Origin of the sequence: Cupriavidus sp. SK-4, assembly GCF_000611125.1 — a bacterium.
GTDB lineage: Bacteria > Pseudomonadota > Gammaproteobacteria > Burkholderiales > Burkholderiaceae > Cupriavidus > Cupriavidus necator.
The window spans coordinates 1-13,308 of the sequence record NZ_JFJW01000115.1; the positions used below are offsets into that span (position 1 = coordinate 1).

The 13,308-nt window shown below is 68.8% G+C and carries 15 protein-coding genes; 5 read left to right on the top strand and 10 right to left on the bottom strand.

All coding sequences use genetic code 11. The features are described from left to right. Positions 1-82 precede the first annotated feature (82 nt). The 9 genes from CF68_RS24355 to CF68_RS24395 all read right to left on the bottom strand — a co-directional run bounded on the left by CF68_RS24355 (position 83) and on the right by CF68_RS24395 (position 9,315). Positions 83-493 carry a hypothetical protein gene (locus CF68_RS24355; protein WP_035823786.1) on the bottom strand — a complete coding sequence of 137 codons (411 nt, stop codon included), beginning with the start codon at positions 491-493 and terminating at the stop codon, positions 83-85. A gap of 167 nt (positions 494-660) precedes the next feature. Continuing rightward, entirely contained in the window at positions 661-1,848 is a 1,188-nt protein-coding gene (gene bcsZ / locus CF68_RS24360) for a cellulose synthase complex periplasmic endoglucanase BcsZ (protein WP_035823788.1), read from the bottom strand. Between the two features lie 375 nt (positions 1,849-2,223). Further along, a complete protein-coding gene (locus tag CF68_RS24365) occupies positions 2,224-2,886 on the bottom strand; it encodes a carboxypeptidase regulatory-like domain-containing protein (RefSeq protein ID WP_035823791.1) in 663 nt (220 codons plus the stop codon). 11 nt (positions 2,887-2,897) lie between these two features. Then, on the bottom strand, positions 2,898-3,890 hold the full coding sequence (gene surE / locus CF68_RS24370) for a 5'/3'-nucleotidase SurE (protein WP_035823793.1): 993 nt from the start codon (positions 3,888-3,890) through the stop codon (positions 2,898-2,900). 92 nt (positions 3,891-3,982) lie between these two features. Further along, positions 3,983-5,008 (bottom strand): 4-hydroxy-2-oxovalerate aldolase, encoded by a 1,026-nt coding sequence (gene dmpG / locus CF68_RS24375; RefSeq protein ID WP_035823796.1) that lies wholly within the window; start codon positions 5,006-5,008, stop codon positions 3,983-3,985. A 10-nt stretch (positions 5,009-5,018) separates the two neighbouring features. After that, complete coding sequence (locus tag CF68_RS24380; protein ID WP_035823798.1) at positions 5,019-5,927, bottom strand: acetaldehyde dehydrogenase (acetylating); 909 nt, start codon at positions 5,925-5,927, stop codon at positions 5,019-5,021. Positions 5,928-5,973: 46 nt separating this feature from the next. Beyond that, positions 5,974-6,756 carry a 2-oxopent-4-enoate hydratase gene (gene dmpE / locus CF68_RS24385; RefSeq protein ID WP_035823800.1) on the bottom strand — a complete coding sequence of 261 codons (783 nt, stop codon included), beginning with the start codon at positions 6,754-6,756 and terminating at the stop codon, positions 5,974-5,976. Between the two features lie 68 nt (positions 6,757-6,824). Then, positions 6,825-8,387, bottom strand: a complete 1,563-nt coding sequence (locus CF68_RS24390; protein WP_035823803.1) for a DUF1302 domain-containing protein — start codon at positions 8,385-8,387, stop codon at positions 6,825-6,827. A 139-nt stretch (positions 8,388-8,526) separates the two neighbouring features. Next, on the bottom strand, positions 8,527-9,315 hold the full coding sequence (locus tag CF68_RS24395; RefSeq protein WP_035823804.1) for an SDR family oxidoreductase: 789 nt from the start codon (positions 9,313-9,315) through the stop codon (positions 8,527-8,529). 126 nt (positions 9,316-9,441) lie between these two features. On the opposite strand from CF68_RS24395, the gene CF68_RS24400 reads away from it, so the two are divergent. The 5 genes from CF68_RS24400 (at position 9,442) to CF68_RS24420 (ending at position 12,524) form a co-directional block, all read left to right on the top strand. After that, entirely contained in the window at positions 9,442-10,314 is an 873-nt protein-coding gene (locus CF68_RS24400) for an alpha/beta fold hydrolase (RefSeq protein ID WP_035823806.1), read from the top strand. A 39-nt stretch (positions 10,315-10,353) separates the two neighbouring features. Continuing rightward, positions 10,354-11,139 (top strand): SDR family NAD(P)-dependent oxidoreductase, encoded by a 786-nt coding sequence (locus CF68_RS24405; RefSeq protein WP_035823809.1) that lies wholly within the window; start codon positions 10,354-10,356, stop codon positions 11,137-11,139. Positions 11,140-11,158: 19 nt separating this feature from the next. Next, positions 11,159-11,536, top strand: a complete 378-nt coding sequence (locus CF68_RS24410; RefSeq protein ID WP_035823811.1) for a nuclear transport factor 2 family protein — start codon at positions 11,159-11,161, stop codon at positions 11,534-11,536. Between the two features lie 13 nt (positions 11,537-11,549). Next, a complete protein-coding gene (locus tag CF68_RS24415; RefSeq protein ID WP_035823814.1) occupies positions 11,550-12,203 on the top strand; it encodes a TetR family transcriptional regulator in 654 nt (217 codons plus the stop codon). A gap of 87 nt (positions 12,204-12,290) precedes the next feature. Then, positions 12,291-12,524, top strand: coding sequence for a hypothetical protein (locus tag CF68_RS24420; protein ID WP_035823816.1), 234 nt, complete (start codon positions 12,291-12,293; stop codon positions 12,522-12,524). A gap of 48 nt (positions 12,525-12,572) precedes the next feature. Here CF68_RS24420 and CF68_RS24425 read toward each other — a convergent pair whose 3' ends face one another. Beyond that, positions 12,573-13,052: an SRPBCC domain-containing protein gene (locus tag CF68_RS24425; protein ID WP_035823817.1), complete on the bottom strand. Its 480-nt coding sequence runs from the start codon at positions 13,050-13,052 to the stop codon at positions 12,573-12,575. Between the last annotated feature and the right edge of the window lie 256 nt (positions 13,053-13,308).

The window sequence follows — 13,308 nt, forward strand, 5'->3', positions numbered from 1 at the left end:
CGGCGAAACAGCCACGCCCGCCAAGGGCGACGAGCGACCGCATGGCGTCACGCTACCGCTTAGCGTACAACCCCAGCCCACCTCAATCCACCAACTCAGGCCACCCCTGCTCACCCCCCAACCCAGGCAATAGTCGCACCACATACTCATGCAACCGCGACAACTCAAACGCAATCCCATCCGGAAACCCCTGCCTCCCACCGCGCTTGTCGATCAGCAGCTCAACCAGGAAAGCATGCAGAGCCGCCGGGTTAACAGATAGCGCAGCCAATTGGTTGCCGATGCGCGCATAGCGGCGGCATAGCTCCACGGGTCGCGCCTCGGCCGGCAGCGACGCCAGCCACCGTATGGCGACGTCTGTAAGCAAGGTATCTTCCGGCGAAGGCGGGCGCCGCACGCCGCTCCAGTCAGGCTCGGCGTGCACTGGCGGCGCGCCGTCCAGTACCTTCTTTGCTTCCTCAACGGTGACGAATTCAAAAGAGAGGGGTTCCATGCCGGCTCCGGGATCAGACCAACGCGCACCGCTGCGCATTAACGCGCATTCTAGCGATTACGGCACTTCGCTGGCTATCTTGATAGCCGTGCCAGCCTCGGCCTCCGTGCGCCTTCTTCGCTAGCGCCTGCCGGCCGCGCCAAACAGCGCGGGCATGAACGTGGCCGTCAGCGCGCGGGGCATCCTGTCTTCCATGCGGGGACGAGCGCGCCGTCGCGCGCGAAGCGGAACTGGCCGTCGAGGTAGCCCAGGCCGAACAGCGTCAGCACCTGCGTGTAGTAGCCGGGCGGCTCGCGCTGCGCCAGTTCGCGCGTGCGGCGCGCTTGCGCGCTGGCCTGGTCGGCGCGGCCGAGCGCGGCCAGGTAGGGCGCCACCGCGGCGGAGAAGCCGCCGTTGCCGGCGTTGGGGCCGGGCTGGCCGGTCTGCGTATCGACGCGTTCGGGCGGGAAGCCCTTGGCCGCCACGTAGTCCGCCAGCGGTGTGAAGGTGCGCAGCAGCGCGGCGCGCTGGGGCTCGTCGCTGGCCAGCATGCCGGCCCACAGGTAGACGCGGATCGCGTTGTAGGCGCTTTCGGCGTGCGTTTGCGCATCGGGCAGGAAGCCACGCCCGGTCTCGTATTCCACCCAGTCCGGCGCGAAGCCGCGCGGTGCGGTGTCCAGCATCAGCCTGGCCGAACTGGCCACCAGTTGCTGCCAGGCCGGTTCATCGGGCAGCAGCGTGGCCAGCCGGCGCATGACCTGCATCGGCACATAGCTTGGGTTCAGGCGCCAGCGGCGCTCGCTCAGCTTGAACCCCTGCGCGCCGGGCAACACGGTGCGGCCCAGGCTCGGCAGCACCGCCGTTTCCTCGCGCAGGATGCGCCGGGCCATCAGCGTGCCGAGCGCGGTGAAGCGCCGCTCCTGCCAGAGCCGGCCGGCTTCCAGCAGGGTGTAGGCGAGCCACAGGTCGGCGTCCGAGGCCGGGTTGGCATCGATCACGCCCCAGCTGTCCGCGGCCTTGCCTGCCGATTTGGCCTGCTCCGGCGGCAGCCGTCCCCAGATCCAGGCCGGCAGGTGCGCGATCAGGTCGCCCTGGGCGAGGTTGTTCTCGGTCCAGGCAAGCAGCTTGTCGAAGCTGGCGCGGTCATTGGCCGCGAGGGCAAAGAACAGGCCGTAGGCCTGGCCTTCAGACACCGTGGCCTGGTTCTCGGTGCTGGCATCGATCACGCGGCCGTCGGCGCTCAGCAGGGTTCGCCTGAAGGCATCCCAGTCCGCCCACTTGCAGGCCGGGGCGCTGGCAGCCGGGGCGGCCAGCGAGGCACAGGCCAGCGTACCGGCGAGCAGCCATCGGGTCAGGCCCGTCAGCGTGCGCCGCATGTCAGCTCCCGTTGCGCCGTGCCGCCAGCTTGCCGGGCGTCCAGAACAGCGACAGCGCCACCCCCAGCCCCGCCATCAGCCCGGCGATCGCCATCAGCCCGGCGATCGCCATCAGGCCGGGGAGCGCCGAGACCCGCACCCAGATGGCTGTCGATGGCGGACACCGGCGCCACCGTCACGCGCAGCGACGGCAGGCCGGTCCACTTGCCCATATGCCCGAAAAGCACCGCGCGAGCCACATTTCCTCCGGGTCTGGAAAAAAGATTCAGGGGTGATATAAAAAGCAGAAACGCCGCCCCCTGGCAAGGGGGCGGCGTTTGCGGTTGGCAAACCGGCCGCTTCAGGCTGCCTGTTGGCGGCGCAGCGGCAACCGACTCACCCGCAGGTTCCGTCGGCCACGCACACGCCGCGCACCACCATCTCGCCCATGAAGTCCATGGAAGCCTGGTCGGCAATCGCGTCGCGCAGCGCATCCAGCGCGGCGTCATGGGGATCGCTGGCATTGCCGGCCTCCAGCGGCGTGTCATGCCAGCGCCGGGGTAAGGCAGCGGGGTCGATATCGACCCCGGCACCTGCCGCCAGCGCAGCCAGTACCGCGGCTTCCGCTTCGGCCATGGCTTCGGCGGACAGGTCCCTGGCGCGCCCCTGCCCGAAACTGTCGAACGCCTGGGCCGGCGGCCCGCCCAGCAGCTTCCACAACGCCAGCTCCGTCAGCGGCGAGCAGTTCACGGTGCGCCCGCCCAGCACCAGGCCATGCAGCCGCAGGCGGTTCGGCTCGCCCTGCGCGAGCCCGCCCTCGCAGCGCACCATCAGCGCGCCGCCCGGCACCTCGGCCAGGCGGAATGCGCCCTTTGCATCGGTGGTTGCGTTGCGCACTTGCCCTTGCGCATCGCGCAACTGCACGGTGGCGCCTGCCAGCGCGGCGCCGACGGCAGCCGTGCCGCTCACTTCCGGCGCATGGTCATCCCCGCATGCTGCGACCGCCGCGACCCCGCATACGAGCACGAGGTGGCGCCAGGATCTAAGGTCCTTGCCCATGGTTGCTCCGCCTAAGGTGCCAGGGTGGCCAGCTCGCGGCGCGAGCGGTTGAACAGGCCGCGCGCCAGCGGCGTCGGGCGGAAGTCGACGTCAAGCGCCGAGATCGTGATGTACTTGGCCAGGAAGGCCGGCGTCTCCGCGATCCGCGCCAGCGCTGCCGCTTCGGTCTCAGGCGCGCCCACGTCGATCGATACCGTGTTGTCGGCATTGCGCTTGTAGGCGGTGGTAAAGGAATCCACCGTGCCAGGCGTGGTCAGGCGCACGCCGGCAGGGGTTCCGCCGGCAGCGATCGGGTAGTTGATGCTCAGCGGGTGGGCCACCGGCAGCAATGGCTGGCCGGCTGTGCGCGTGGCTTCCAGGCTGGCAATCACGCGGGCCAGGAAGGCCCCGGCCTTGGGGAACGCGGCCACGGTGCTGCCGAAGCCGGTGCGTGCTTCGGCAAAGTCCACGCCGACGCTCAGCGCGATGCCGGGCACGCCGCGGCGCGCGGCGAACAGCACGTTCATCACCGTGCCCGAGTGCGGAATGGAGTCCGACAGGTTCTCGCCGAAGTTGGCCCCGGAGACGACCAGGTCCGGCGTGAAGCTGCTTTCCGGCCCGACGATCTTCAGGCCCATGGCGGTGGCGTCAACCGGCGAGCCGCTGCCCAGGTATTCCGGGTTGGTGGCATTGAGCGCGCCGCCTGCGACGAAGGTGGCCTTGACCCGGTGCACGCAGAAGGTGTCGGCGCTGCCGGCGAGCGGATCCACTACCAGCCGGGTGCGCCCGTCGGGCACGGCATAGGCAGCGCCCGAGCCGCTCTGGTTGCTGGCCGGCCCGACCGTGATGACGCGGTGGCCGGCGTCCTGCAGGGCCTTGCGGACCGCGGTGATGCCAGGTGCGGCGCAGCCGTCGTCATTGGTCAGCAGGATATTGAGCGCGTGCGCGGGGCTGGCCGCGGCGGCGAGTGCCGCGGCCGCGATACCGAGGCTAGCGAGCCGCAGGCGGGTGGGAAGTCGAAGCATGGGAACCTGTCTCCATTCTCTGGTGCGTGATGAAAGCCATGCCCGGCCGCGCAGCGGCGCCGCCAGGCTTGATCGAAACCGGGGCGGCAGCGTCACGGCACCAGCAGGCCCCGTTCGCGCGCCAGCGTGATCGCCGTATCCTCGATCATGTCCTCCTGCCCGCCCACCAGCCGCTGCCGGCCGAGCTCGACCAGGATCTCGCGCGCGGGGATGCGGTACTTGGCCTCGGCGCGCTTGGCGAACAGCAGGAAGGACGAATACACGCCGGCATAGCCCAGCGTGAGCGCGTCGCGGTCGATGCGGATGGGGTGGTCCATGATCGGCACCACCAGGTCCTCGGCCACGTCGGCGATGCGGTATACGTCGACGCCGGTCTCGATGCCCATGCGCTCGCACACGGCCACCAGCACTTCCATCGGCGTATTGCCGGCACCGGCGCCCAGCCCGGCGGCGGCGGCGTCGATGCGGCTGGCGCCGCAGGCGATCGCGGCGAGCGAATTGGCCACGCCCATGGCAAGGTTGTGGTGGCCGTGGAAGCCCAGCTCGGTCTCGGGGCGCAGCGCCTGCCGCACGGCGCCCAGCTTCTCGGTGACATCGTGCGGCAGCATGTGCCCGGCTGAATCGGTGATATACAGGCAGTTGGCACCATAGCTTTCCATCAGCAGCGCCTGCTGCACCAGCGTCTGCACCGGTGCCATGTGCGCCATCATCAGAAAGCCCACGGTATCCATGCCCAGCTTGCGCGCCATGCCGATATGCTGCTCCGAGACATCGGCCTCGGTGCAGTGGGTGGCGACGCGGATGGTATGCACGCCGATCTCATGCGCCATCCGCAGGTGGTCGACGGTGCCGATGCCGGGCAGCAGCAGCGCGGAGACGCGCGCCTGCTTCAGTTCGCCCAGCACCGCGCGCAGGTATTCCTCATCGCTGTGCGCGGGGAAGCCGTAGTTGACCGAGGCGCCGCCCAGGCCATCGCCGTGGGTGACCTCGATCAGCGGCACGCCGGCGGCGTCCAGCCCGCGGGCAATGCCCTTCATCTGTTCCAGCGAGATCTGGTGGCGCTTCGGGTGCATGCCGTCGCGCAGGGTCATGTCGTGCAGGGTGATGCGTTGGACCATGGCAGGCTCCTCAGGCGTTGGCGGTTTCTTGCGCGCTGCCGGCGCGCATGGCGGCGGCGATGCATTCGGCGGTGCGGGCGGCCGAGGCGGTCATGATGTCCAGGTTGCCGGCATACTTGGGCAGGTAGTCGCCCAGGCCCTCGACCTCCAGGAAGATCGACACGCGCTTGCCGTCGAACACCGGGCCGTTCTTCAGCGTGTAGCCGGGCACGTACTTGCGCACTTCGGCAATCATGTCGTGCACCGAGGCGGTAATCGCGGCAACGTCGGGCGCATCGTCGGTCAGGCAGTGGATGGTGTCGCGCATGATCAGCGGCGGCTCGGCCGGGTTGATCACGATGATGGCCTTGCCCTGGCGCGCGCCGCCCACGGCTTCGATCGCGCCCGCCGTGGTGCGCGTGAACTCGTCGATATTGCGGCGCGTGCCGGGCCCGACCGAGCGCGACGACACCGTTGCCACGATCTCGCCATAGGCCACCGGCTGCACGCGCGAGACCGCGTACACCATGGGGATGGTGGCCTGCCCGCCGCACGTGACCATATTGACGTTCATCTCGTTGCTGCCGATATGGGCGTCCAGGTTGACCGGCGGCACGCAGAACGGCCCGATCGCCGCCGGCGTCAGGTCGATCACGCGCACGCCGCGCGCGGTCAGCTTGGCCGAGTGCTCGGCGTGGACGTAGGCGGAGGTGGCATCGAAGGCGATGCGGATATCGTCGGCCTCCAGGTGCGGCAGCAGGCCGTCGATGCCCTCGCTGGTGGTCTTCAGCCCCAGCTCGCGCGCACGCGCCAGGCCTTCGGAGGACGGCTCCACGCCGACCATCCAGACCGGTTCCAGGATGTCGCTGCGGCGCAGCTTGTAGAGCAGGTCGGTGCCGATATTGCCGGGCCCGATCAGGGCACATCGGATCTTGTTCATGGGGTCTCGCTAGGCAAAAGTCAGGAAGTCAGGAAAGTCGTGGAAGTCAGCGGAATACGGCGCTGCAGCCGCCGATGCCGGTGATATGCATGGATAGCCGGTCGCCCGCCTGCACCGGAATCAGCGCCGCCAGCGAACCCGACAGGATGGTCTCGCCGGCCAGCAGGGGAATGCCGAAGCTGCCCAGGGTGTTGGCCAGCCACGCCACCGCGTCGGCGGGATGCCCCAGCGCGGCGCTGCCAAGCCCGGTGGCCACGCACTCGCCGTTCTTCTCGAGCGTCATCGCGCATGCGCCCAGGTCCAGCGCGTGCGGGCTGACGCGTTCCTCGCCGAGCACATAGACGCCGCAAGAGGCGTTGTCGGCGACGGTGTCCTCGATGCGGATGCGCCAGTCCCGGATGCGCGAATCCACCATCTCGAAGCAGGCCGCCACCGTTTCGGTGGCGTCGAGCACATCGGCGCGCGTCACGCCCGGGCCGCGCAGGTCGCGCCGCAGGAAGAAGGCAATCTCGCCCTCGGCGCGCGGCTGGATCAGGGTATCGGTGGGAATGGGCTGCCCGGCGGCGTACTGCATGCTGTGCAGCAGGATGCCGAAGTCCGGCTGGTGCACGTCCAGCATCTGCTGGACGGCCTCGCTGGTCACGCCGATCTTCTTGCCGGTGATGCGGTCGCCGGCCGCCAGCCGGTGGGCGATAAAGCCTTGCTGGATGCGATAGGCAGCGTGGACGTCGAGCCCCAGTCCGCGGCCGCTGAGCGGCGGCACCGGCGCGCGCGTGACCAGCGCATGGTGGAGTTCATTGCTGAGCGTGGTGATCAGGTCGGCGTTCATGGCAGGGGAGGGTCGGGCCGCGCTGCCGCGGCGGCAGCGCGCCGCGGCAGTTCGGGTCAGGACGAAGGTCAGAACGAGTACTTGGCGTTGAAGGCCACGTAGTCGCGGTCAGCCAGCGGACGGTTGGCGATGTTGGCCCCGCCGATGAACGCGGCGTAGGTCAGGTTGAGCTCCAGGTTGTTCAGGTACTTGAAGGTCAGCCCCACGCTGGCGCGCTTGTCGCCATAGCCCATCAGCGTGCCGAAGGCGCCGGCCACCGCCGACTGGCCGCTGAACTGCTGGGCGTAGGTGAGTGGCACACTCATGTCCCAGCCATCGAACACATTGTTGTAGTTCAGCGACCAGCCCACCTGGAACGCCGCCGAGTTGCGGGTGTTCGACAGCTTGCTGAAGCCCATCACCGGGTCCACGTCCAGCACGTGCAGGTAGGCGACTTCGCCCAGCAGCGTCTGCGAGTCGGCCAGGAAGGTCGGGCCCACCGAGTAGATCGCGGAGAGCTGGCCCTGCAGCGCCTTGCCGCGTGTCGCGGTGGGCGAGCCGGCCACGTCCACCAGCATCGGCACGCCGTCCTTGTAGCTGACTTCACCGGCGACGTTGGCGCCCAGCACCTGCGTGGAGAAGCTGGCGCCGGTCAGGTTGATGCCGCCGTAGAACTTCTGCTGGTACTGCAGCGTGGGGAAGAGCGAGGTGACCACGCTCGGGTTCTTGTCGTGATAGCGCAGCTGGTAGATCCCGATCTCGGTGCTGTCAAATACGCGGAAGCGCGCGCCCACGCCCCACTGCCCCCAGTCCGAGGGGCGGATATCCGGGCCGCGCGGGATGTTGAAGCCGGGCCCGATGATGAACTCCGCGCCCGGGCCGACCACGTCGGTGGAGCTGAAATAGCTGCCCGGTGCGAAGATCTGGTTCGGCTTGTAGGTGAACTGGTAATAGCCCATCACGCTGAATGCCGGCGTGACCTGCAGCTGCAGCGACGCCTGCGGCACCGGCAGCAGGATGTCCTTGACCTCGGCGCCCGGCACGAAGGCCTTGGTGGCATCGGCAGGCCCTTGCGCGCCGGCGATATTGGCGAAGAACAGGCTCTCGCCCCAGGCGACCACCTGGTTGCCCAGCTTGAAGCTCAGCTGCGTGCTGCCGATCGGCGCCGCGCCATAGACATAGGCATCGAGCAGTTGCGCGCGGTGCTCGTGATAGTCCTTCGCGGAGTCGGTGAACTGGTTGAACGGGCCGCTGTGGTTGACCGTGAACGGCGCATTGTTCGAGTTGGTGCCGCTGTAGGCCCAGTCCTGGAACACGCTGCCGCGCACCAGCGCGCCGAAGGCGTCGTGCTTGAGATGCGCTTCGCCCAGCAGCGAGACGCGGTTGGCGATCATGTCGCCGCGCTTGAAGTTGCGGTTGCCATCGTCGCCGTTGATATTGGCCGGGCTCAGCAGCGTGTTGCTCTGGTGGCCGGTGCGCACCGCCGCCCCGTAGGAGGCGGTGACGCTGTAGTCGAGCGTGGTGTCGTGGCCGAGATCGATGGTGTCGCCCGCCCTGGCTGGCGTTGCAAGCAGCGCGGCCAGCGCTGCCGCGGCAGCGATTGGCCGCAGCCGGTTGCGGCGTTTCAGTGGGCCGAATGGTGAATGGTGCATGGTGGTCTCCCCGTGGTGTCGGTGTTGGTTCATTGCCTGGCACTTCGAATGGCGCTCGCCTGGCCGCAAGCGTAGAGAGGGGAAGCCATGCACAAATCGGCAGAACGGACTAGGCGGTTTCCCTACGGGCGGCAGCCGCTCAGCCGCGATTGAGCGAAGCCGCGTCGAGGAAGGCCGGACGCTCGCCGCCACCGTCGATCACGAGATTGGCGCCCGACACGTACGACGCCTGCGGCGATGCCAGGAACAGGCACGCGCCGGCGATGTCGTCCGGGTGCGCGAGCCGGCCCAGCGGCACCGTCGCGGCCATGGTGCGCAACGCCTCGGGGTCGCCGTAGTGCTGCTGCTGCGAGGTCTCGGTCAGCACCATGCCCGGGCTGACCGCGGCCACGCGCACCTTGGGCGCCCATTCCACCGCGAGCGTGCGCACCGCATTGAGGATGCCGGCCTTGGCGGCGCCGTAGGCCGCCGTGCCGGGCGAAGGACGCAGCGCGCTGACGCTGCCCACGAACAGCTGCGTGCCGCCGCCGGCCTGTTGCTGCATCCGTGCATTGGCGCGCTGCGCGAGTTGCAGCGGCGCCACCAGGTTGAGCCGGATCACCGATTCCAGCAGCCGTGGCGAGGCCTGCGCAACCAGCGCGAACGGCGAACCGCCGGCGTTGTGGATGACCACGTCGAGCGTGGGGCTGGCCTGCGCGATCTGCGCCAGCATGGCATCGACCTGTTCGATGTCGCGGATGTCCGCCGCGATGAAGCGGGCGCTGTGGCCATCCGCGGCCGGCAGTTCGCTGTCGTCGGCGGGTGCGGTGCGGCCGCATACGAAGACCTGCGCGCCGGCGCGCAGGAAGGCCTCGCTGATGGCGCGGCCGATGCCGCGCATGCCGCCCGTGACCAGCACGGTCTGGCCGGTGTAGTTGAATCCTGTCATGGGTCCCCCTTGATGCATGGAGCGCCCATCGTAGGAGAAGTGGCCGTCCGGCTCGTAGTCCGAATGAACGATGCCCGGGGTGGCGGCGCTGCGCAATATGCTGGGCAAACCACGGGAGACGCCCTCATGTCCGCTACGTCACAGCACACGCCTTTGTCCCCACACCCGAACCTGCCGGTCGGGCGCTTCATCACCACGTCAACGGGCCTGCGCCTGCACTGCCTGGACTCCGGCAGCGGCGAGCCGGTGGTCTTTATCCACGGCAGCGGGCCGGGCGCGAGCGGGCACAGCAACTTTCGTCACAACGCGCCGGCCTTCGCCGAGGCGGGCTTTCGCACCGTGGTGGTGGACCTGCCGGGGTATGGCCTGTCGTCCAAGCCGGACGATGTCGAGTACACGCTGGACTTCTTCGTCGCCGCGCTGCGTGAGCAGTTGCTGGCACTGGAGCTGCCGCGCTGCGTGCTGGTGGGCAATTCGCTTGGCGGCGCCATCGCGCTGAAGTACGCGCTGGACTTCCCGGAGCATGTCAGCCGCCTGGTGATGATGGCGCCTGGCGGCGTGGAAGAGCGCGAAACCTATTTCCAGATGGAGGGCATCCAGCGCATGGTGTCGCTGTTTACCGGTGGCCACATGAACCCGGACACCATGCGGCAGCTGCTGCAACTGCTGGTGCACGACGCCAGCCTGGTCACCGACGCGCTGGTCGACGAGCGCATGGCGGTGTGCCGCGAGCAGCCGCGCGAGGTGCTGGCCACCATGAAGGTGCCCAACCTGACCGCGCGGCTGGGCGAGATCCGGTGCCCGGTGCTTGGCTTCTGGGGCACGGAAGACCAGTTCAATCCCGCCTCGGGCGCCACCAAATTCCTGGCCGGCTGCGCCGATGCGCGCTTCGTCATGATCAACCGCTGCGGCCACTGGGTGATGGTGGAGCACGCCGCTTATTTCAACCGTGAATGTCTCGGCTTCCTGGCGGATACCGCCCAGGGCGGCGCGGCATAATTGGCTCGCACGCCCACACAACAAGACCCAGGAGGCATCATGGAATACCCGTATAGCCTGTTCGACCTGCGCGGCAAGGTCGCCGCCATCACCGGTGCCGCGCGCGGCATCGGCGCGGAAACCGCCCGCGTGCTGGCCGCGGCCGGCGCGAAGGTTGCCGTGCTCGACGTGCTGGAAGCCGACGGCAAGGCCACCGCGGAAGCCATCTGCGCCGAAGGCGGCGAGGCCGCGTTCTGGAAGCTCGACGTCACCAGCGAAAGCGACGTGGCGCGCGTGTTCACGGAGATCGCGGCGCGCTTCGGCGGCCTTGGCATCCTGGTGAACAACGCCGGCATCGAAGGTCCCAACGAGCCGACCCACCAGGTGACGCTGGAGCAATGGCAGCAGGTCATGGCCGTGAACGTGACCGGCACCTTCCTGTGCACCAAGCACGCCATCGGGCACATGGAGCGCGCCGGCGGCGGCGCCATTGTCAACGTGTCGTCGATGTACGGCATTGCTGGCGGGCCGGACGTGCCGCCTTATCACGCGTCCAAGGCCGCGGTGCGGATGATGGCCAAGACCGATGCCATGCTCTATGCCGGCAAGGGCATTCGCGCCAACTCGATCCATCCCGGCTATATCCGCACGCCGATGCTCGAACACGTGGCCCAGGCCTCGGGGCAGGGCGAGGCGCTGTTTGACTACCTGGGCGGGCAGACCCCCGCGGGCAAGGTGGGCCAGCCGCGCGACATCGCCGCGGGCATCCTGTACCTCGTGTCCGACGCCGGGCGCTACGTCACCGGCGCCGAGCTGGTGATCGACGGCGGCTACACCGCACGCTAGAACAACAAGGAGAACCCCCATGCCCGATAGCGCCGCGATGAAAGCCACGCTGCTCGCCTATGTCGAACGCTTCAATGCCGGTGACGCGCAGGGCGTTGCCGCGCTCTACGCTGACGATGCCACCGTGGAAGACCCGGTCGGCGCGCAGCCGATCGCCGGCAAGCCGGCCATCCTGGCCTTCTACCAGCACACCACCGCGCTGGGCGCGCGCCTGGAGGTGGTGGCGCCGCCGCGCGGCTCGCACGGCGACGCCGCCGCGCTGACCTTTGCGGTGCACGCCCGCCAGGAAGGGCGGCCGGCCCGCATCGACGTGACCGACATCATGACGTTCGGCGCAGACGGCCGCATCCGCAGCATGCGCGCCCACTGGGGGCCGGACGACGTGCATTTCGTGTAAGCCGGCCGCGCCCATGGCCCGCCACACCCGCGAGGATGCCGCCGTCACGCGGGCGCGCATCCTGGCCAGCGCGCTGCAACTGATCCGGCACCGCGGCCTGCATTGCGTCACCGTGGACGACGTGGCCCGCGCCATCGGCATGACGCGCGGCGCGGTCTATGGGCATTTCCATTCCCGCACCGAGCTGCTCGGCGCGCTGCTGTCGTGCGCCGAAGCCGACTTCGCCGCCCGCCTCGCGCCACTGGCGCAGGGCTGCGCCGGCAGCGGGCCAGGCACGCTGGAGCAGGCGCTGGCCGCCTTGCTCCATGGCGATGACCTGGCGCGCCACGTCAGCCTGCTGGCGGCGCTGCTGCAGCACAAGTGCGGCGACGACTGCGAGCTTTGCCCGCTGCGCGCCCGCGTGCTGGCGGGCGTCGAGACGCTGCGCGCAACCTTCGCTAGCCTGCTGCCGGCCCCCGGCCTGTCCAGCCTGCTAGTGGCGCACCTGTGGGGCCTGCTGAGCGCGCACGCCATGCACCTGGCGCCGTCTGGCCTGTCCGGCTGTGCCGCAGCGCTGGCCCGGCTGTATCAAGGACCTGATGTGCCGCCGCGTCCGGCCTTGTCCACCCTCCCTTCCTGTCGATCCGACGCCACTTTCGATCCGGCGCTGCTGCGGGATACCCCCTAGTCTGCTCGGACGAAGAGTTTCGCGTCGGCACTGACTACGATGCTTTCAAAAGCATGGAAACCCAGCAAAGGTGCGGAGGAGACAGCGATGAAGCGGCTCGGATTTCGTTGGGCGGCGGGCCTGGTCGGGGCCGGCGCCGCAATGGGCGCGGCCTGGGCGATCGCCGTGGGCGGCGACTTTGCCAGCGCGCATGGCAGCCAGGAGATGCCTGCCGTCAGCATGGCCTCTGCCGACGCGGCGCACGACCACTGCAACGACGCCTGCGTGCGCAGCCGCGGCACCGCGGCGTTGGTGGTGCTGAGCCAGAGACCTCCGCAATGACCTGTCGAACGGCCTGCCTATGCAGGCCGTTCGGCTAATACCTGCCTGTCAGCCCCGGCCGGCCTGCCGTTGCGCATTCAACGCTTCCGCGCGCGCCTTGACGTCGCGTGCCACCTGGTCGAACCCCTGCTTCACCCAGGCACCGTGCTCGCGCATGATGGTCTCCGCGTTCAGCCCCAGGAACAGGTCAGTGGTGAAGTAGCGGGTGTGCCCGGGCCCGACGGCCTCCAGGTACTGGTCGCGCCGCGCTGCATCCTTGTTCTCGTCGGTGGGACGCTGCTCCCACGAGAGCAGGCGTTCCGGCTCCCACGCCACCAGGTACTCGTTGACCGGGATGACCTGGTCGGTGCCGGGGATGCGCACCTGCATGTACACCATGTCGCCGAGCCGGCCGGTGGTCTCCAGCCCCGGGCAGAACGTATTCCATTCCGCGTAGCGCGCAAAGTCGGTCAGCACTTCCCACACCAGCGCTACCGGCGCGTCGATCTCCACCTGGATCGATGTCACGAGATTCTCTGCTTTGGCCATCGGCCCCTCCTTCATGAAAGTCATTGGGAAGGGACACACTAGAGCCGTGCATGTGGGCTTCGCATACCCCGAACGGACGAGTCCGGGTGGACGAAGGCGAAGTTGTCGAGGTCATGCAGATTGAGGCTTGCCCCGAGGGCGCGCTGTCCGGCGGCGGCGACGCGCGACGGGGTCTCAGTCTCCAACTGCTGTGAGCTTGGTGCCGGCCATCCGGGATGGCTGGCATTTTTTTGGGTGCGCCCGGCAGGGCGCACTG